Origin of the sequence: Streptococcus mitis, from assembly GCF_946190325.1 — a bacterium.
GTDB lineage: Bacteria > Bacillota > Bacilli > Lactobacillales > Streptococcaceae > Streptococcus > Streptococcus mitis_CF.
Map to the genome: position 1 here is coordinate 475,633 of NZ_CAMHZR010000001.1, position 20,140 is coordinate 495,772.

Sequence of the window (20,140 nt, forward strand, 5' to 3'; positions counted from 1 at the left end):
GACCTTATCTCAAGACTGAGCTTGGGACAATAGCCCCTTATCTCCAAAAAAGCAACGGATTTGCCGTTGCTTTTTTGTGGTTGAAAACTATTTTGTCCCAAGCTCTTTTTTATTACTAAAAATTAAAGAATTCCATGGCCTGTTTGAAAAGCAATTCAGTATACTCTGGGTCTTCTTGGGCAATGGTAACTTGATCTTGAATCATTTCCAAATCATCCGTTATCATGCCGTCAGCTCCCAATTGAACAGATTTATCAAAGGACTCTGAACTATTGATGGTCCACACGTACAATTTCTGATCGGTATTCCAAAGCTTGTTGACAAAATTTTCATCTAAAGTTGAATACTCCATGGTATAACCTGTAGCCTTGGTTCTTGGAAAAATACTATTATAAGGTAGGATGAGAAAGACTGGAATTTGAGTATCATAGGCTAAAACCTGGTCAATCACATGGTAGTCCAAGGATTGCATTTGGTGACCATTCTGCTTAAGAACAGTTCCATATTTTTCCATAAAGCGTTTCATCATATCTGGGCTATCTTTTCGACTGGTTTTAATTTCAATGAGGAGTTTTTGATGCAATTCATTGGCTTTATTGAGATAGTCATCAAAACTGGACACCTTGCTATGATAACCATTTTCTGAAATATTGAGTTTGGTTAATTCTTCCAAAGTGAGATCCTGAGGATTGGCATTAACTCCTGTCAATTTCTTGATATTGGCATCATGCATCATGACAAACTGACCATCTTTTGTTTCCTGAACATCTGTCTCAACGAAATCTGGAGATAACTGAGCGGTTTTTTCTAGTGATTGGACAGTATTTTGCACACCATTCTTATTAGATACTCCCCTGTGAGAAATGATTAAAGGTTTATGTGAAACTGGAGCTTCTAAATAAACATAACCCTCAAGAGCGAAAAAGATACAAGCACAGCCCATCACTCCCCATCTCATCCAGTGGTCTTTCTTTCTCCTTGGTGTGATTTCTAGTTCTTCTCCTGTTAAGAAGGAAACAAACTTAATGAGAAAGTAAGTCAAGGTCATATAGTGGAAATTCTTAATCAAGACAAAGTTGATAATTCCCATAACAAGAGATTCCTTATGGGTCAAACCATCCATTAGTGCCTGACTTGCCAAGATTGGAATCAATAAAAGAATGAAAAATAGGTAGGTTTTGACGACAATCCAAAGCAAGTTCCAAGTATAAAACCAGGAGTGCTTTCTTGTCTTCTCTAGACTGTATCTGACTGCTTCTTTGACTGTTTTTTTCTCAAATAAAAGCTGAGGTAGAGCAAACATGAAACGCACTGAAATGTAAAATAGAAGTAAAGCCAGAATAGTAACCACTATACCTACTAGCCAATACTTGTCTTCTACATAATCAACGATAAAGTCCGGTATGACAATTTTATTTAGGTAGTAAATCTTTAAAATCTTTCGAATCAATGGAAAGAGCATCATGACATAAAAGAAGATAAAGGCTATCTTTGCAAGCGTGACTTGCTTCATAAACAAAAAACTTTGGCGAAAGACCTTGCGACTGTACTCCAGCAAGGTCCTTTTTTCATGGCATAATAAATGCCGGGCTCCGATAAAGAGAAGTCCTATCTGGTAATAGGCGATCAGTAAATTAACGATTACCAGAATAAATAAAGCAAGACTAACAAAGGGAGAACCCTTTATAATGGCAAAAATATTGTTGTAAGATAGAAAGAGATAACCTGTCTGACGGAGTAAAAGTCCAGCAATCCAAGAATTGGACGGTAACCAGACAAACTCAATCATCATAAAAGTCAAGAAAAAGAGAAAGAGTATTTTATCTAGATTAAAGTATATCTGCTTAAAACCTAGATTTTTAGGTTTTTCAGGTTTCATAGGCACTCCTAGTCAAATAATTGAGACAAGTCCAAGCCTCCAAAAGGATTGTTTGATAGACTACTTTCTGTCCCTAACAATTCTCTAGCTTGGTCTGACTCTAGAAAGGACTCGTAAACACGCGCTGTCATACGAGCATCCTCTAAGCTATTATGAGACTGACCTTGAAATTCAAGAAACGAGGCAACGGTTTGCAATTTGAGATTGGCAATACCGTGTAAATCCGAACTCCGACGTTCAAAAGCTTCATCATACAGATCCACCTTGTACTGTCGGCTATAATCTAAACCATGCTCTGCTAGAATAGGCAAATCACTTTTAGCAGCATTGTATCCAACCATCGGCAAAGCACCCACAAACTCTTGGAATTCTTTTATGACTTCCTCCACTGGAGGAGCATCTTTTAAGGTCTCGGCTGTAATCCCAGTCAAACCATTGATAAAACTTTTTAGAGGCACACTGGTATGAACATAGGAATCATAGGCATCGATCTCCTGACCATCTCTAAAACGCACTGCCGATACTTGAATCAAGTGTGTTTGTCCTTCGTGCTGATTAAATTCTAAGTCAAAAGCAATGTAATCTTCTAATCGTTCCATTTTCTACCTCTCCTATACTGTTATTTTACTTGAGCAACTATACTATTTAGAAATAAAAGAAGCCATCAGGTTAGCATTAACCTAAACAGCTCCTTGATTATCCTCCAAATAAACGAGCAAAAAAGCCTTTCTTAGTGGATTGGACTTCTTCTTTTGCTTGGTCCAGCTCTAGCTTAAGATTTTCTTGATCCTTCATGGCTTGAAGAGTCAATTGTTGCTGCTGATCGAGTTGTTTGTCTTTCTCAGCAATCTGACGGTCTTTGATACGCATCTGCTCATCTTTTTCTGATAACTGACGATCCTTGGCTTTTAATTGTTCATAAAGACGAAGAATTTCTGCATTCTTCTCATCAACCAGAATCTCCATCAGTTCACGTTGCTTGACATCTTCACTGACAGGCTCATCTTCAAAAATCGTTTTTTTATAGATTTCTTCTAGCTTAATCAAGCCACTTCTGGTAACGACTGTTACCCCTTTGTCATTTTTATCTGTGTCTTCTTCTGGTAATTCTTTGACACGGTTATTGATTGCTTGGCGAGATAATCCTAAGACCTCTGCAATCTCACTGACGGTCATTTCAATACTCATAATATCCTCTGAAACGTTTTCTAGCTTTTCTTTATTTAAATCTTATCATAAGCTAGAAAAACTGTCAAATTTCCGCTTAATCTAAAGCCTTCAAAAATGCTAACAAGACTTGGGCAGAGCGACGTCCAGCTTCGATAATAAACTCATCAAAAGAGATGTTTGCTTCATGGTTGGCATTATCACTCATAGCTCGAATGACTAAAACTGGGAGATTAAAGGCATGCGCTGCCTGAGCAATAGCTGCTCCTTCCATCTCAACTGCTAAAACTTCTGGAAAATGGGACTTAATCGCTTCTATCTTGTCATTTCCTGCAACAAAACTATCTCCTGTAGCAATCAAACCAAGATGCCAGTTTTGGTCCAATTGAGATAAACTCTCTTGAATTTTGGCGACAAAGGTTTTATCTGATTCAAAATAAAGCGGTTGTTGCGCCATTTGCCCATAAGCATAGCCAAAAGCTGTAACATCCACGTCATGATAGGCTAACTTGTCAGCAATCACGACATCCCCAACAGCGATACCTTCTGCTACTGCCCCAGCTGAGCCCGTATTAATTAGAGCATCCACCTGGAAATGATCAGCCAAAATCGCCACACTCATAGCAGACATAACTTTACCAATTCCACTTTCTACAAGAACGACTTCATGAGAGGCAATGGTTCCTATGTGATAGGTATTCCCCAAAACAACTTGCTCTTGGGCATTGTCTAAATGCTGGACCAGATAAGCCAGTTCTTCTGGCATAGCCGCAATAATTCCTATTTTCATTTCAATTCCTTTTCTATTACAAAAGTTTCATTGCTAAGACAAGCAAAATCAAGAGAAAGATGACAGCAAATAAGATTTTATTCAGTTTAGAATTGAAGACATTTCTCTTGGTATTTTCAATGCGACGGCTTTTATGAATAGACGGTTCGACCTGAATCTTCAAGGTTTCCTGGCTAAAACCATGATCCTTAGGATTGGCATAACCAAAACGGGAAGAAGAGGTTGGTAAAATCTTAGTTTCCTCATCATCTAGTAAAGGAGGACCTGTAATTTTTTCGCCTCTATTAGCTCTTTCAATCATTTCATCCGTTAATAAAGGTTTACCCATACTGACCTCCTCTATTTTTTCTGCAATTCCCAATACTGTATAGCCATAATTGTCTTGGCATCACAGATATGACCTGATTGGATCAATTCCTTAGTTTCTTCTAAGCTCACTTCAAGGACTTCCAAGGTCTCATCTTCATCCTGCGGACGCGGATTTTCCACTTTCGTCAAATCGCTTGCTAGGTATAATTTTAACTTTTCATTACAAAAGCCAATGGCTGAATAAAAGTCATACAAGAGTTCTAATTTCCCTGTATAGGCTGTTTCTTCCTCTAATTCACGCAGAGCTGCTGCGACAGGGTCTGTATTTTCTCCTACTTCCAGTTTTCCGGCTGGAATTTCGTAAGAGACAGCCTCGATGGCTTTGCGGTACTGCTTAACCAAGATGAGTTTTTGTTCATCCGTTACTGCTAAAACACAGACAGCTCCATTGTGGAAAATCAAATCACGTTGAGCAGTTCCCTTACCTTCTGGTAATTCAACCTGATCTTGAACCAGTTTAAATATTGGTCCTTGATAGATTTCTTTTCGGCTAAGCGTTTTTTCTTCAAATTCCATGATAAGCTCCTACTGATTCTTAGGATGGTGAGGAAGGCGTGTTGCATATTCGTCTTTGTTGACCTGACGACCGCGACCAATCGCAATAGCATCTGCTGGCACGTCTTTGGTAATAGTTGAACCAGCTCCAACGAGGGAATTGTCACCTAACTCAACTGGCGCAATAATGGTTGAATTTGAACCAACAAAGACATTGTTGCCAATGACTGTCTTGTATTTATTTTTGCCGTCATAGTTGACTGTAATGGTTCCAGCACCAAAATTAACCTTGCTACCCACTTCACAGTTTCCGATATAAGTCAAATGACCAGCCTTAGTATTCTCGCCGATTGAAGAACCTTTCACCTCAACAAAGTTACCAATATGAACTTGGGCACCCAGACTTGAACCTGGACGAATGTGGGCGTAAGGACCGACTGTTACACCGTCTGCAACACTACTTTCCTCAATCATAGAATTGGTAATGACAGCTCTTGCTCCGATAGTGCTATCCACCACATACGTTCCATTTGTCAAAACAGTCTCAGCACCAATTGTCGTGTGCCCTTTTAAGGTAACATTGGCTTCGATTTGAACTTCGGGAGCAATCTCAACATCAATATCGATATAAGTTGCTTCTGGGTTGACAAAGCTGACCCCATTGACCATGTGTTTATGATTGATGCGACGACGCATAACCGACTCAGCAGTCGCAAGTGCTACACGGTCATTTACCCCAAGACTCTCATCAAAATCTTTTAATGTATAAGCACCGACTTTTTCACCAGCTTCACGGAAAATACCAATCACATCTGTAATATAGTATTCACCTTGAGCATTATTGGTATTGATATTTTTTAGAGCTTCAAATAATCGTTCATTATCAAAGACATATGTTCCAGTGTTGATTTCCTTGATTTGTTTTTCAAAATCTGTAGCATCCTTCTGCTCAACAATGCGAAGAACTTCAGCATTGTCATTACGCACAATTCGTCCATAGCCAAAAGGATTATCCGTTTCAGCAGTCAAGATAGTGGCCACATTTTTATGATTGATATGGAAATCAATCAAGTTTTTCAAGCTTTCACCTGTGATTAAAGGAGTATCTCCTGCGATGACCAAGGTGTGACCTGACAAACCTTCCAAAATTGGCTCTGTCATCATAACCGCATGACCAGTCCCTAACTGTTCAGATTGAGTCACAAATTCTGTCTGTCCAGCCAAGACCTCTTCAACCAATTCCGCCTTGTGTCCTACAACTGTTACTGTCTTTTCAGGTTGTATAGCTCCCACACTACGGAAAACATGTTCCAACATAGAAATACCCGCAACCTTGTGCAAAACTTTTGGCAAATCCGATTTCATGCGAGTTCCTTTACCCGCTGCTAAAATAATGGCATAATTTGACATAATCTTCTCTTTTCTCTAGAAATTCCCTTTTATTATACCATATTTCAAATCATTCCGCGCTCTTGAATGAAAAAATGCTCTAAAGTCCTCTATTAACCCATTTTTTGAGTATTTTTTTTTGATTTTTTTTCATTTATAAGGTAAAATTATAAGATATGAGAAAGAAAATTAATCCGCTTATTTTGTTTGGTTTTTTTGGGATTATGATTTTCATTTTAATCCTAAATCGCCCTCGTTTTGAGGACCATCCTGTAAAAACAAAGTCAAATATCGCGCAAGTAGAATCGCAAGCGCTACATAATATAGATAAACCGGTGATTGATGTTTCTGGTTGGCAACGGCCTGAGGAAATTAATTACGATACTCTCTCCCAAAACATTTCAGGAGCTATCGTTCGCGTCCATAGTGGCGCTCAGTCTTCAAAAGAGAATGATGCTTCCTTTGTTAATGGGGTAGACAAGGCCTTTAAAACCCATATTACCGAGTTTCAAAAACGAAATGTCCCAGTTGGGGTCTATGCCTATGTAGCTGGAAAAAGTATCCAAGAAATGGAAAAGGCTGCTGAAAGTTTTTATAATTCCGCATCGCCATACAGCCCTAGCTACTATTGGCTAGATGTGGAAGAAAAAACCATGTCCAATATGAACGAAGGTGTTGAAGCCTTTCGTGCAAAACTAGAATCACTAGGTGCTAAAAATATCGGAATCTACGTTGGGGTCTATTTCATGGAAGAACACAGTATTGATACTGACAAGTTTACGTCTGTGTGGATTCCTTCCTATGGTTCTGACTCAGGATTTTACGAGGCAACTCCTAAGACTGATATAGATTATGACATTCACCAGTACACTTCTAAAGGAAAAATTGCTGGCTTTGACCACGATTTGGATATCAACGTCATCTCTTCTTTAAAAAATAAAGAAGAAACCTTTAGAAAACTCTTTTTAAAACCTTAAAAGCATTTGTTTCTCATTTGCTTTTTCTTTTTGTTTTAGATTGTGATACAATATAGTAAGGATTTTTTGAAATAGAAATAGTTGGAGGAAAAATATGCTCTCATGGTTAGCACGCGTTATTAAAGGGATTGTCATTGCTCTGGGATTTATCTTACCAGGAATTTCCGGAGGGGTTCTAGCAGCAATCTTAGGAATTTATGAACGAATGATTGGTTTTCTGGCTCATCCCTTTAAAGACTTTAAAGAAAATGTTTTGTACTTTATTCCAGTTGCCATTGGTATGCTTCTGGGAATCGGCTTATTTTCCTACCCGATTGAATACCTGCTTGAAAATTATCAGGTCTTTGTCTTATGGAGCTTTGCAGGTGCCATCATCGGTACAGTTCCTAGCCTTCTCAAAGAATCAACTCGAGAATCTGATCGAGACAAGATTGATTTAGTCTGGTTCTGGATAACCTTTATCATTTCTGGACTAGGACTCTATGCCTTAAATTTTGTCGTTGGAACCTTAAGTGCCAGCTTTCTTAATTTCGTCCTAGCAGGTGCACTGCTGGCTCTTGGCGTATTAGTTCCTGGCCTCAGTCCATCAAATCTACTTTTGATTTTGGGCCTCTATGCTCCTATGTTGACTGGTTTTAAAACCTTTGACCTCTTGGGAACCTTCTTCCCGATTGGAATCGGGGCAGGTGCAACTCTCATCATTTTTTCAAAATTGATGGATTACGCCTTAAACAACTACCACTCACGCGTCTATCATTTCATCATCGGTATCGTCCTATCAAGTACCCTTTTGATCTTGATTCCAAATGCAGGAAATGCTGAAAGTATCCAGTACACCGGTATTTCTCTTGTTGGGTATGTCATCATTGCCTTCTTCTTTGCACTGGGAATCTGGCTTGGTATTTGGATGAGCCAATTGGAGGATAAGTATAAATAATGGCAAAAAAAGTTAAAATCAAAAAAACATTGGTGGAACAAATCCTGTCTAAAGCAGGTATCCCACATCAGGGGATTCAAATCAATGCCCTTGAAGGTGAGCTTCCTCAAGATTATGAACGAGACCAGATTTTCAAAACCTTGGCGCTTTTAGGAGATAAAACCGGACCAATTATCGGAATTGTCCCTATCACTCAACACTTGTCTGAAAAGAAACTAGCCAAAATTTCTGGCAATAAAAAAGTGAGCATGATTCCACAAAAGGACTTGGAAAAAACAACTGGTTACATTCATGGAGCTAATAATCCTGTTGGAATTCGCCAGAAACACAATTACCCTATTTTTATCGATAAGATTGCTCTAGACTTGGATCAAATGATTGTCTCTGCAGGCGAAGTCGGACAAAGCATTATCGTTGCGCCACAAGACTTGGCTAGTTTTGTAAAGGCTGACTTTGCAGATATCTTGGAGGACAGCAAGTAATGAAACTCTACTTTGTCCGCCACGGTCGTACAGTCTGGAACCAAGAAGGGCGCTTTCAAGGTGCCAGTGGAGATTCTCCCCTTCTTCCTGAATCCATTGACACCCTAAAACAACTTGGCCACTATCTCAAGGAAATTCCTTTTGATCAGATTTATTCAAGTGATTTACCTCGAGCGGTCAAATCTGCTGAGATTATCCAAAGTCAACTCCAGACTCCCTGTCCTTTAAAAAGTGTTCCTAATCTCCGTGAATGGCATCTGGGGAAGTTGGAAGGTTTGAAAATCGCAACCTTGGAAGCTATTTACCCGCAACAAATCAAAGCTTTCCGATCTAATCTTGCCAAGTTTGACACTCAAATGTTTGGAGCCGAATCCCTCTATAGCACCACACAACGGACCATCCAATTTATCAAATCACTCAAAGATAGTCCTGCTGAGCGTATTCTAATTGTCGGTCACGGTGCTAATCTTACTGCCAGTCTTCGTACTCTTCTAGGATATAAAGAACCACTTCTTCGTAAAGAGGGCGGTCTAGCAAATGCCAGCCTAACTATTCTAGAAACCCATGATTTTGAAACATTTACACTCGATACTTGGAATGATACTTCCTATCAATAACAGAACTTGATTTTAGCGTCAAGTTCTTTTTAGTTTTTAAAGATTATCCGTGAATTTCTTGGCTATTTATGATAAAATGGGAGTATCGCAAAAAATGACTCATCGTATTCAATTTTGAGTAAAACTAGGAGGATCCCATGTCAACAGAACATATGGAAGAACTAAATGACCAGCAGATCGTTCGCCGTGAAAAAATGGCTGCGCTTCGTGAACAAGGAATCGATCCTTTCGGAAAACGCTTTGAACGCACTGCAAATTCACAAGAATTAAAAGATAAATTTGCTGACCTTGATAAAGAACAATTACATGATAAAAATGAAACAGCTACTATCGCAGGACGCTTGGTAACCAAACGTGGTAAAGGTAAAGTTGGATTTGCCCACCTTCAAGACCGCGAAGGTCAAATCCAGATCTACGTTCGTAAGGATGCTGTCGGCGAAGAAAACTACGAAATCTTCAAAAAAGCAGACCTTGGTGACTTCCTTGGTGTCGAAGGTGAAGTGATGCGTACAGATATGGGAGAACTCTCTATCAAAGCTACTCACATCACTCACTTGTCTAAGGCTCTTCGTCCTCTGCCAGAGAAATTCCACGGTTTGACAGACGTTGAAACAATTTACCGTAAACGTTACCTAGACTTGATTTCTAACCGTGAAAGCTTTGAGCGCTTTGTTACTCGTTCAAAAATCATCTCTGAAATCCGTCGTTACCTTGACCAAAAAGGTTTCCTTGAAGTAGAAACACCTGTTCTTCACAACGAGGCTGGTGGTGCTGCGGCTCGTCCATTTATCACCCACCATAATGCCCAAAACATTGACATGGTGCTTCGTATCGCGACTGAGCTTCACTTGAAACGCCTTATCGTGGGTGGTATGGAGCGTGTCTATGAAATCGGCCGTATCTTCCGTAACGAAGGAATGGATGCCACTCATAACCCTGAGTTTACTTCTATCGAAGTTTACCAAGCTTATGCAGACTTCCAAGACATCATGGACTTAACTGAAGGTATTTTCCAACACGCTGCTAAATCAGTCAAAGGCGATGGCCCAGTCAACTACCAAGGTACTGAAATCAAAATCAATGAACCATTTAAGCGTGTTCACATGGTGGATGCTATCAAGGAAATTACTGGTGTAGATTTCTGGCAAGACATGACTTTCGAGGAAGCCAAAGCTATCGCTGCTGAGAAGAAAGTTCCAGTTGAGAAACACTACACTGAAGTTGGTCACATCATCAATGCCTTCTTTGAAGAGTTTGTTGAAGAAACCTTGATCCAACCGACCTTTGTCTATGGACATCCAGTAGCTGTATCTCCACTTGCTAAGAAGAATCCTGAAGACGAACGCTTTACTGACCGTTTCGAGCTCTTCATCATGACCAAGGAGTACGGTAATGCCTTTACTGAGTTGAACGACCCAATCGACCAACTTAGCCGTTTCGAAGCCCAAGCTAAAGCTAAAGAACTTGGTGATGATGAAGCGACAGGAATCGACTATGACTACATTGAAGCTCTTGAATACGGTATGCCACCAACAGGTGGTTTGGGAATCGGTATCGACCGCCTCTGCATGCTTCTCACTGATACAACTACTATCCGTGACGTATTGCTTTTCCCAACAATGAAATAATCTCTTATCCTCTGGTACTTGCCAGAGGATTTTTCGATACAAAAAGAGACTGAGTAAAAACTCAATCTCTACTTTTCACTTCTTTTGTTGCTACATCTTCTCCAAACCATTTCTGGCTGATTTCCTGGAACTTACCTTCTTTGTATAGTGCGATAAAGGCTTGGTTTAAAGCTTGTAGTAATCTTTTGTCAGCTGGTCTAAATCCGACAGCAAAAGATTCACTTTCAAATCCTGCTGAAAAGACATTGTAGTCATTTAATATACCTTCAGACTGGAGGTAATAATTAGCATACACTCGATCAATCAACAAGGCATCAATTCTATCATTCTTCAAATCAATCAAGGCTTCATTGAAACTCTGGTATTGATTAGCCTTCTGATCTTTGACACGATTTTTCAGTAATTCTGGCTGAGCTTCAAAGTCTAAGTAACCAGAAGAACCGGCTTGGGCTCCCAAGGTCTTATCTTTCATATCATCTACTGAATGAATCTGCTGGCCTTTCTTCGTAACCAGAACTTGCTGATTTTCCATATAAGGAATGCTAAAGGAAACTTTCTCTCGGCGTTCATCAGTGGCAGAATAGCCATTCCATATGGCATCAATGGTCCCGTTTTGCAGTTCCGTCTCCTTCATATCCCAGTCAATTGGCTGAAATTGAACCTTAAAACCTAATTTATCAGAGACAGCTTGCGCTAAGTCAATATCAAATCCTGTATATTGACCATTCTTTTCTTCAAAACCCATGGGAACAAAGGTATTGTCAAAACCAATAGTAATCGTTCCCTGCTCTTGATACTTAGCCCAGTTATCCTGCTTTGGATCGCTAGCCTTCTGAGTACAAGCTGTTAAAAAGAGAGTCAGGAGAGAAACCAATACTAAAGCAATTTTCTTATTAGTCATTGGCACCTCCTACTTGGGCTCAACCTTGAGAATCTGATCTGCGATGTTTTCAGCGAACTGTAAATCGTGGGTAACGACAATCTGCGTCATACCAAGTTCCCTATTTTGCAAGATTAGTTTTTCTACTTCCAAGCGCAATTCTGGATCCAGAGCAGAAGTTGGTTCATCGTAACCAATGATTTCTGGGTCAATCATCATAGCACGCGCCAAGGCCACACGCTGCTTTTGCCCACCAGATAATGAGAAAGGATAGGCATCTGCGTGCCCTGCTAGTCCTAACTGTTCCAAAAGCCCTCGCGCCTTCTTCTCAGCCTCATCCTGCTTCATTCCCATGGTTTTCACAGGAGATAAGGTCAAATTGTCTAGAACGGATAAATGAGGGAACAGTTGAAAATCTTGGAATACAAATCCCAGTAAATTCCGCTTCTCCAGTTCATCCAATTCTAAAAGCTCTCCATTATAAAAGATTTGCCCTGAATCAATGGTTTCCAGACCTGCAAGCATACGTAAGAGGGTTGTCTTACCTCCACCAGAAGGTCCTACGATAGCCAGGATTTGCTTTTCAGGAATTTTTAGACTGAAATTGGACAAAATTTGCTTTTCACCAAAGCCTTTATTGATATTTCGTAATTCTAACATGGCAGTCTCCTATCTATAGTAGCTGTACTTCTTCTCAACTTTTTTGGCAAGAATGGTCACAATACCAATCAAAATCAAGTAAATGGCTCCTGCCAAGAACATTGGAACCAGACTAGCATCACGGTTGGCAGCTGTGCGACTAGCCAAGATAAGATCTGAAATTCCTAGAGCATAGACTAGAGAGGTATCCTTGACCAAACTCATGACTTCATTAAATACACTAGGAAGAACAATCTTGGTCACCTGTGGTAAGATAATATAGCGCACTGTGGCAAAAGGGCTAAACTTCAAGACCTTAGCAGCCTCATATTGCCCCTTAGGAATGGTATCAATCCCCCCACGAAAGATTTCAGCAAAGTAAGCTGCATAATTGAGAACAAAGGCAATGATGGCCGCAGGAAGGCGATCCAAACGAATCCCAACACTTGGAAGTACATAATAGATAAAAATCAATTGCAAGAGCAAGGGTGTTCCCCGCATGATCCAAATATAAATGGTAATCAGATGATGGAGGGGCTTCCAATGGACTTGCAAGGCAAAGGCAATCAAAACGCCCAAGGGAATAGAAAAAATCAAGACCAGTGCAAAAACCTGCAAAGTCATGCTTGCACCGCTCAATAAACTCGGTAATATCTCAAACAAATAAGACATACTGCACCTCCTAAAAATAATTGTTCCTATTATAGCATAAATAAACAAAATATCCAAGAATTTTTGTAAAAAAATTCTCTTTAAAAAAGAAAAACTATATTTATCAAAAAAAGAAAGGACGAAAAGTGTCCTTTCTCTATATTAGCTTTCCTTTAACTAAAGAGACATAAAATCATCCATTGCCAGTCTCATAAAAAACCAGATAAACAAACCAAGAATTAGATAGGCGTAGAGTGGCAGGGAAGCAAAGATAAAAGGTGATAGTAAAATCATACCTAAGGTATCTCCAAAATTCGTACAAATACAATACAATCCAAAAGCAAGATAAAGGATAAAGATGATAAACCAAAACCAAAATCGCTTGCGTGCTTTTTCTTTTCGAAACATTTCTTCCACCTCCCCTTCTATAGCTCTATTATATTACTAAGACTTTTATTTGTAAAAGTACTATCAAAAAGAAGGGACTATTTATTTTTTTATATCGTTGCAAATTACGATAAGCTAATTCTACGCAAACAAATAAAGATAATCTCTCAACTGATATCAAAAATAACAGAAAGAATGGTGAATAAATTACCAACATAATAAAAGTTGCAAAGATTTCTTACATATCATGATTAAAAATATAAATAATCGTGTAGGTATAGAGTGCTAAGGCAGAAATAGCCACACCTAATTAAATATGTGCCCAAATCAATCCTTTTTCTCCCCAGCTCACTATAGAGCCTCTCTAATCCTTTACCAATCGTTTCTGATCGCCCTTGTTGTAGCTTTATTGATACAAAATCGAGTTTATTTAAAATTCTCTCATCAACTCTCACTGGTATAACAAATTGCTTATCCACATAGCCCCCATATTTTTAACATTATTATACTCTCTTATAGCTACATTGACAAGTTAAAGTTCAAAACCAGCTAAATCGATTACTTCTTCTTTATCACTTTTTCAATTGTTGCCAGGACTCCATTAGTCCCTTCCATGAAATCACGAATACTCACACCAGAAGCCCCTCTTTAACTTGCCTGATAAAACTATAAAAACATTTGAAAATTTGCTCAAGTGCCATCACTTCCTTTTTAGCTCTACATTACCTACTAATTGAGCATAAAATTCTGTAAAGATAGACATAATTTTTGCCAAATCTGTTTATTTCAGTAAATCATTAATACTTACATCATTTCAGAGATTAGCAATAAATTCCAACTGCTTTTCAATTTTTTTACTTCTATAATCTCGTTTTCTACTGTATCCATTAAAATTAAGAAATCACGATAATATAAAGATAAAAGGATCGCTTGCTCTCTCTTCTTATCCCATATCTGTCATATTCAGTCGACATTTGAATTTCTTCAACTTTTCAGCATTATATCCATATACAACAGTAGCATAATGGCCATTTATTGCAGTATCTAAGCTATATATTAAAGTAAATTTCACTTTTTTAGAAGAGTGGTGGACTTTTTACCAAAAAAAATCTAAGGGAGCTATATCAGCTCTCTTACTAGTAGCATGAATGATTTTAAATAGGCATTTGAGCTTTATATCGATATAAAATACATTCAACGCTTTCTAATCAAACTTGATCTTTCAAAGTCAAAATCAGAGTGATCTAAATTAATCTTAAACCTGTCTCTTGCTTACACAGTGAACCTTGAGTATATCGAATATAATTCTGCATGACGAGCGGAACTGCCAAAAATCGTAAAAGCTATTGAAGATTTAAATCTGAAAACAAATACACAACTTGAAGAATCCATTGATAGGCACCTCACCTACCACATCTTTAGGCGTACTCTCGTAAGCAGAATAGCGTAACTCTAAAAGCAATTATGACAAGAGTAGGTCGTTCTGATTCTAGGACAATAAACAAAATCTACACACGTTACAAAGAAGATGAATGACAATATCCTCAATTTGCTAGATAATTTATAGTTTTGCCCCTTTTTTGCCCCCTGTACATAAAAAAAGCCTGTCACACAAGCTCAAATGCTTGATATGATAGGCTTTTTAAAGGTTGATTATTTAACAGCGTCTTTAAGAGCTTTACCAGCTTTGAATGCTGGAACTTTAGAAGCTGCAATCTTGATTTCTTTACCAGTTTGTGGGTTGCGACCTTTACGTGCAGCACGCTCACGAACTTCAAAGTTACCAAAACCGATCAATTGAACTTTTTCACCAGCTGCAAGGTACTCAGTTACTGCTGCGAATACAGCTTCAACTGCTGCTGCTGAGTCTTTCTTAGTCAATTCTGTAGCTTCTGCTACTTTAGCGATCAAATCTTGTTTGTTTGCCATGTTAATGATTCCTCCAATTTTATTTCTAATTAACAAATATAATCATATCCTAAAATCCCTTTTAGGTCAAGTTAAAAACGCTATTTCTTCCCATTTTATTTATTTTTTTAGGAGTTGTAACGTACTAAAACAGCCCAAGCATTCTCACCCGTGTGAGTTTGAATAATAGAGCCCGTTTCCAAAACTGAAATAGGCTTTTCAACATAAGCTTGTAAGCTTTCTTTCATCTCTTTTGCCCAATCAGAATTTCCAGAATATGAAATTCCAATCTCTGCTACAGAACGTTCAGTTAGCGAAGTTGTCAGCTCATCCAACCATTTTTTAAAAGTTTTAGCTCCACGACCTTTAACGATTGGTTGCAATTCATGGTCCTTCATCTGCATGACAACACGTATATTTAGAAGTGAGCTCAACAATCCAGTTACACGCCCTATTCGTCCACCTTTTACTAAATTTTCCAAAGTTGAAACGCCAATATAGAGTTCTGTATGGTTTTTAACCTCTTCTACATGAGATAAGATTTCCTCCAACTCTTTGCCTTCTTGCGCTAATTTTGCAGCCTCAACAACTTGGAATTTCAAGGCTTGGTCAGTGAAGGAACTATCAATAACTGTCACATCGGCAGTAGATAAACTAGCACCCTGGCGCGCTGCTTCTACAGTACCAGAAAGAGCATGGGACATATGAATAGCAAGAATCTGGCTACCATCCTTGCATAGGTCTTCAAAAACTTCAGCGAAGACACCTACAGGGGGCTGGCTTGTTTTCGGAAGATTCTTACTTGCTTGCATCAACTGAAGAAATTTACCTTCTTCTTTCAAATCCGCATCAGAATAAACAACATTATCAATCATTACAGATAACGGAACAACAGTGATATCTAATTGTTTTACTAGTTCAGGTTCAATAGTAACAGATGAATCGGTTACAATTTTAATTTTTGTCATAGTATCAATCTTTCTATTTTAGGATTCAGATTGGTTTTCTTACTTCTAATTATATCAAAAAAAGATTAAAAATCCTAATGGAGTCAATCAAATTTTCCTTAAAAATTTGATATAATCTACTTATAAGAAAAGAGGTCCCTATGATTAAAAAAATTTATCCCATTTTAACCATTTTACTAGGTGCTGCTATTTATGCTTTTGGTCTAACTTATTTTGTAGTTCCTCATCATCTTTTTGAAGGAGGGGCGACAGGTATTACCCTTATCACCTTTTATCTTTTTAAAATCCCTGTTTCTCTCATGAACCTGCTGATTAATATTCCCCTTTTCATCCTAGCTTGGAAGATTTTTGGAGCAAAGTCCCTCTATTCTAGTTTACTAGGAACCTTAGCCTTGTCCGCCTGGTTGGCCTTTTTTGAACGTATACCCCTTCATATTGATCTTCAAGGTGATTTACTAATCACTGCCCTTATAGCTGGGATTCTATTGGGAATTGGTCTTGGAATTATCTTTAATGCTGGAGGTACAACTGGTGGTACTGATATTCTAGCTCGTATTCTCAATAAATACACTCATATATCCATGGGGAAACTGCTCTTTATCTTAGATTTTTGTATTCTCATGCTTATTCTCCTAATCTTCAAGGATTTGAGATTGGTTTCCTACACGCTCTTATTTGATTTTATCGTTTCTCGTGTCATTGATTTGATCGGCGAAGGTGGCTATGCAGGCAAAGGCTTTATGATTATCACAAAACGTCCTGACCAACTTGCTAAGGCAATTAATGATGACCTAGGTAGAGGCGTTACTTTCATCTCAGGTCAAGGTTATTATAGTCGAGAAGATTTAAAAATCATTTACTGTATTGTCGGAAGAAATGAAATTGTGAAAATGAAGGAAATGATTCATCGAATTGATCCTCAAGCCTTTATAACTATTACAGAAGCTCATGAAATCCTAGGAGAAGGCTTCACATATATAAAAGAGTAAGCAAAAAGCTGGGAAGTTCCAGCTTTTTCTTTATTCAGAAAGTGTAGAATGACGATAGCCATAAGTAAAGTAAATCACAAGTCCAACTACAAGAGCAATTCCAAACGCAATCCATGTTTCTACACTATATTGAAGCATAAAGGAAAGACAGATTAGAATCGAGAGAATCGGTAACAAGGGAACTAGGGGAGTTTTGAATTCTCCTTCTTTAGGCATTCCCTTATCCTTTCTAAGTTTTATAATTCCATAAGCCAGTAAGATAAGATAAGCCAGCGTACAAATATTTAGAAAGGCCGCGATACTAGCTAGCGGAAATACTCCTGCTGCTATTGCAGAAGCAACTCCAGTTAAGATGGTCGCATTTTTAGGAACACGACTTGTTTTGCTTAATTGCTTAAAACTTCGAGGTAAAAGACCATCACGTGCTAAACTGTAAATCATACGCGATAAGGCATAAGTCATAGAAATACACACTGTTATTAGGGTCAAAATGGCCACTAAAGACACATAATTGGCTGCCCAACCAATTCCTATACTTCGCAATGAAAATGCTACCGCATCGTCCACATTGAGTTGGTTGTAGTGAACAATCCCTGTCAATACTAATGTAACCAGAGCATAGAGAATCGTTACGATTGTCAAAGACAAAACAATACCTCGTGGGACATTCTTTTGTGGATTTTGAATTTCATCAACAGCCATAGAAATTGATTCAAATCCTAGGAAACCAAAGAACATCAAAGATGCTCCTGCCATTATTCCAGTACTTCCACCATAAATTTGACCAAAACCAAAGGGAGCAAAGTTGGACCAATTTTCTGGTTTAATATACCAGATACCAACTAGAATAAACAAAGCAAGAGCAGAGAATTTCAAGATAACTAGAAGCGAATTAAAACGCAAAGCTGCCTTGGAATTTAATAAAACTAAACCGGTCACCAGTGTCAATACCAAAATAGGTAAAAGGTCTATATAGGTACCCTGCTCAGGGTTAAAGGTCCCATTCAAGGCTTGAGGCATTGAAATACTATAGTTACTGAGCAAGCCTTTAAAATAAGCTGCCCAGCCAGAGGCCACACCAGAAACTGCTGTCATGAACTCCATGATGGTCAACCAACCAGCAATCCAAGCTGGTAATTCACCCAAAATTGCATACAAATAACTATAAGCACCACCAGTTGCAGGAACACGAGAGGCAAACTCTGCGAAAAAGAGGGCGGATAAAGAAACACATAGAGCAGAAATCACTATGGATACAACCAGTGACGGACCAGCAAGCGTTGCTGCTGCGGTTCCTGTAATGGTAAAAATCCCAGTTCCTACCATGGCACCGATTCCTAATAAAATCAAATCCCATACTTTTAAATGACGGTGCATTTCAGTACGTCCCAAACTGACATCTTTAGTTCTAAAAATATTCATAGGTCATCTCCATTAAATATGATTGTTTTATTTTATCATATAAAAGGAATTTTGTGAATATTTATAAGATGATTTTTCAAAAAAATCTGAACAGAAATAAATCCTGCTCAGATTCTACATATTCTTACCCAACTGACCCTTCCATTTCGTAGCTGATCAAGCGGTTAAGCTCAACTGCATATTCCATGGGAAGCTCTTTTGTAAATGGTTCTACAAATCCCATAACAATCATCTCAGTTGCTTCAGATTCTGATAATCCACGGCTCATGAGGTAATAGAGTTGCTCTTCTGAAATCTTAGATACCTTAGCTTCGTGTTCCAAAGCAACTTGTGAGTTGTGAATTTCATTAAATGGAATAGTATCTGATGCTGATAAGTCATCCATGATAATAGTATCACACTCAATGTGAGAAACAGATTTCTTAGAGTTTTTGTTAAAGGTTACTTGTCCACGATAGTCAACCTTTCCTCCACCTTTAGCGATAGATTTAGACACGATAGACGAGCTTGTATGTGGAGCGTTGTGGATCATCTTAGCTCCGGTATCCTGGTGTTGCCCAGCATTGGCAAAGGCAATAGAAAGCATGGTACCACGCGCCCCTTCTCCATCAAGGTAAACAGATGGATATTTCATGGTAGTCTTTGCACCCAAGTTTCCATCAATCCACTCAACAGTGGCATCCTTTTGAGCTTTAGCACGTTTCGTTACCAAGTTATAGACGTTATCAGACCAGTTTTGGATAGTCGTATAACGCATATAAGCTCCATCCAAGGCAAAGATTTCTACAATGGCCGCATGCAAGCTGTTACTTGAATAAGTTGGCGCTGTACATCCTTCTACATAGTGGACACTTGCTCCTTCATCAACGATAATCAAAGTACGTTCAAACTGACCAGTATTTTCGTTGTTGATACGGAAGTACGTTTGAAGAGGAATATCTACCTTGACCCCTTTTGGTACGTAGATAAAGGTTCCACCAGACCATACTGCCGAGTTAAGGGCAGCCAACTTGTTATCTGTTGGCGGTACCAACTTAGCAAAGTATTGTTTAAACAAGTCTGGGTATTCCTTGAGGGCAGAATCCGTATCTGTAAAGATAATCCCCAATTTTTGGAACTCTTCCTTCATATTGTGGTAAACCACTTCTGACTCATACTGGGCAGAGGCACCAGCTAGATAAGCACGCTCAGCTTCTGGTATACCAATACGTTCAAAGGTTTCTTTAATTTTTTCAGGAACCTCATCCCATGAACGAGCTGGTTTATCAGATGGTTTTTGGTAGTAAATCAAGTCATCAAAATCAATCTCTGACAAGTCTGCTCCCCAAGTTTGCATGGGCATTTTTTTGAAGGTTTCATAAGACTTCAAACGGAATTCTAACATCCACTCTGGTTCTCCCTTAGCAGCTGATAGTTCACGAATGACATCTTCATTCAATCCTTTTCCTGTCGATAGGACAGGCTCTACATCATCATGGAAACCAAATTTATATTCACCAAGGTCAATTGGTTTTGGTTCTACTCTTTCTTCAGCCATAATATCCTTTCTTTCATTCTTTATTTCTA

The 20,140-nt window shown here is 38.6% G+C and carries 21 protein-coding genes; 6 read left to right on the plus strand and 15 right to left on the minus strand.

Translation table 11 applies throughout. The annotated features are described in order from the left end of the window. Window positions 1-115: 115 nt before the first annotated feature. The 7 genes from N8M95_RS02320 to glmU all read right to left on the minus strand — a co-directional run bounded on the left by N8M95_RS02320 (window position 116) and on the right by glmU (window position 6,110). Window positions 116-1,879: a glycerophosphodiester phosphodiesterase gene (locus tag N8M95_RS02320; protein ID WP_261116528.1), complete on the minus strand. Its 1,764-nt coding sequence runs from the start codon at window positions 1,877-1,879 to the stop codon at window positions 116-118. Between the two features lie 8 nt (window positions 1,880-1,887). Further along, complete coding sequence (locus N8M95_RS02325) at window positions 1,888-2,478, minus strand: 3'-5' exonuclease (RefSeq protein ID WP_261116529.1); 591 nt, start codon at window positions 2,476-2,478, stop codon at window positions 1,888-1,890. A gap of 97 nt (window positions 2,479-2,575) precedes the next feature. Further along, the gene (gene rocS / locus N8M95_RS02330) at window positions 2,576-3,067 is read right to left on the minus strand and encodes a chromosome segregation protein RocS (protein WP_000021242.1); all 492 of its coding nucleotides are present in this window, start codon (window positions 3,065-3,067) and stop codon (window positions 2,576-2,578) included. Between the two features lie 76 nt (window positions 3,068-3,143). Next, window positions 3,144-3,836 (minus strand): 5'-methylthioadenosine/adenosylhomocysteine nucleosidase, encoded by a 693-nt coding sequence (locus N8M95_RS02335; RefSeq protein WP_261116530.1) that lies wholly within the window; start codon window positions 3,834-3,836, stop codon window positions 3,144-3,146. A 16-nt stretch (window positions 3,837-3,852) separates the two neighbouring features. Further along, entirely contained in the window at window positions 3,853-4,164 is a 312-nt protein-coding gene (gene macP, locus N8M95_RS02340) for a cell wall synthase accessory phosphoprotein MacP (RefSeq protein WP_261116531.1), read from the minus strand. 11 nt (window positions 4,165-4,175) lie between these two features. Then, window positions 4,176-4,721: an NUDIX hydrolase gene (locus tag N8M95_RS02345; protein WP_261116532.1), complete on the minus strand. Its 546-nt coding sequence runs from the start codon at window positions 4,719-4,721 to the stop codon at window positions 4,176-4,178. Window positions 4,722-4,730: 9 nt separating this feature from the next. Next, window positions 4,731-6,110 carry a bifunctional UDP-N-acetylglucosamine diphosphorylase/glucosamine-1-phosphate N-acetyltransferase GlmU gene (gene glmU / locus N8M95_RS02350; protein WP_261116533.1) on the minus strand — a complete coding sequence of 460 codons (1,380 nt, stop codon included), beginning with the start codon at window positions 6,108-6,110 and terminating at the stop codon, window positions 4,731-4,733. 155 nt (window positions 6,111-6,265) lie between these two features. Here glmU and N8M95_RS02355 point away from each other — a divergent pair, with 155 nt between their 5' ends. From N8M95_RS02355 to lysS, 5 genes are all read left to right on the plus strand, one after another. Continuing rightward, window positions 6,266-7,066, plus strand: coding sequence for a glycoside hydrolase family 25 protein (locus tag N8M95_RS02355; protein WP_049487118.1), 801 nt, complete (start codon window positions 6,266-6,268; stop codon window positions 7,064-7,066). A gap of 94 nt (window positions 7,067-7,160) precedes the next feature. Then, window positions 7,161-8,003 carry a DUF368 domain-containing protein gene (locus N8M95_RS02360; RefSeq protein WP_247931723.1) on the plus strand — a complete coding sequence of 281 codons (843 nt, stop codon included), beginning with the start codon at window positions 7,161-7,163 and terminating at the stop codon, window positions 8,001-8,003. Beyond that, window positions 8,003-8,485 (plus strand): aminoacyl-tRNA deacylase, encoded by a 483-nt coding sequence (locus N8M95_RS02365; RefSeq protein WP_261116534.1) that lies wholly within the window; start codon window positions 8,003-8,005, stop codon window positions 8,483-8,485. Before N8M95_RS02360 ends, N8M95_RS02365 begins: the two co-directional genes overlap by 1 nt. Beyond that, the gene (locus N8M95_RS02370) at window positions 8,485-9,102 is read left to right on the plus strand and encodes a histidine phosphatase family protein (protein WP_261116535.1); all 618 of its coding nucleotides are present in this window, start codon (window positions 8,485-8,487) and stop codon (window positions 9,100-9,102) included. The genes N8M95_RS02365 and N8M95_RS02370 overlap by 1 nt, the downstream gene beginning before the upstream one ends. A gap of 137 nt (window positions 9,103-9,239) precedes the next feature. Beyond that, window positions 9,240-10,730, plus strand: a complete 1,491-nt coding sequence (gene lysS, locus N8M95_RS02375; RefSeq protein WP_261116536.1) for a lysine--tRNA ligase — start codon at window positions 9,240-9,242, stop codon at window positions 10,728-10,730. A gap of 61 nt (window positions 10,731-10,791) precedes the next feature. On the opposite strand, the gene N8M95_RS02380 is transcribed toward lysS, so the two are convergent. From N8M95_RS02380 to N8M95_RS02405, 6 genes are all read right to left on the minus strand, one after another. Further along, window positions 10,792-11,631 (minus strand): amino acid ABC transporter substrate-binding protein, encoded by an 840-nt coding sequence (locus N8M95_RS02380; RefSeq protein ID WP_261116537.1) that lies wholly within the window; start codon window positions 11,629-11,631, stop codon window positions 10,792-10,794. A 9-nt stretch (window positions 11,632-11,640) separates the two neighbouring features. Next, the gene (locus tag N8M95_RS02385; RefSeq protein ID WP_247930757.1) at window positions 11,641-12,270 is read right to left on the minus strand and encodes an amino acid ABC transporter ATP-binding protein; all 630 of its coding nucleotides are present in this window, start codon (window positions 12,268-12,270) and stop codon (window positions 11,641-11,643) included. Between the two features lie 9 nt (window positions 12,271-12,279). Further along, window positions 12,280-12,921: an amino acid ABC transporter permease gene (locus N8M95_RS02390; RefSeq protein ID WP_261116538.1), complete on the minus strand. Its 642-nt coding sequence runs from the start codon at window positions 12,919-12,921 to the stop codon at window positions 12,280-12,282. A 156-nt stretch (window positions 12,922-13,077) separates the two neighbouring features. Continuing rightward, window positions 13,078-13,308 carry a hypothetical protein gene (locus tag N8M95_RS02395; RefSeq protein WP_061864086.1) on the minus strand — a complete coding sequence of 77 codons (231 nt, stop codon included), beginning with the start codon at window positions 13,306-13,308 and terminating at the stop codon, window positions 13,078-13,080. Window positions 13,309-14,940: 1,632 nt separating this feature from the next. Next, a complete protein-coding gene (locus tag N8M95_RS02400; protein ID WP_001284640.1) occupies window positions 14,941-15,216 on the minus strand; it encodes an HU family DNA-binding protein in 276 nt (91 codons plus the stop codon). 107 nt (window positions 15,217-15,323) lie between these two features. Further along, window positions 15,324-16,163: a DegV family protein gene (locus N8M95_RS02405; protein WP_261116539.1), complete on the minus strand. Its 840-nt coding sequence runs from the start codon at window positions 16,161-16,163 to the stop codon at window positions 15,324-15,326. Window positions 16,164-16,303: 140 nt separating this feature from the next. Between N8M95_RS02405 and N8M95_RS02410 the strand changes: the two genes are divergently transcribed. Further along, window positions 16,304-17,152, plus strand: coding sequence for a YitT family protein (locus N8M95_RS02410; RefSeq protein ID WP_061864084.1), 849 nt, complete (start codon window positions 16,304-16,306; stop codon window positions 17,150-17,152). A gap of 30 nt (window positions 17,153-17,182) precedes the next feature. Here the strand turns inward: N8M95_RS02410 and N8M95_RS02415 are convergent, their stop codons facing one another. Both N8M95_RS02415 and sufB read right to left on the minus strand, forming a co-directional pair. Next, entirely contained in the window at window positions 17,183-18,574 is a 1,392-nt protein-coding gene (locus tag N8M95_RS02415; protein ID WP_261116540.1) for an APC family permease, read from the minus strand. 124 nt (window positions 18,575-18,698) lie between these two features. After that, window positions 18,699-20,111: a Fe-S cluster assembly protein SufB gene (gene sufB, locus N8M95_RS02420; RefSeq protein ID WP_000797054.1), complete on the minus strand. Its 1,413-nt coding sequence runs from the start codon at window positions 20,109-20,111 to the stop codon at window positions 18,699-18,701. Window positions 20,112-20,140: the final 29 nt, after the last annotated feature.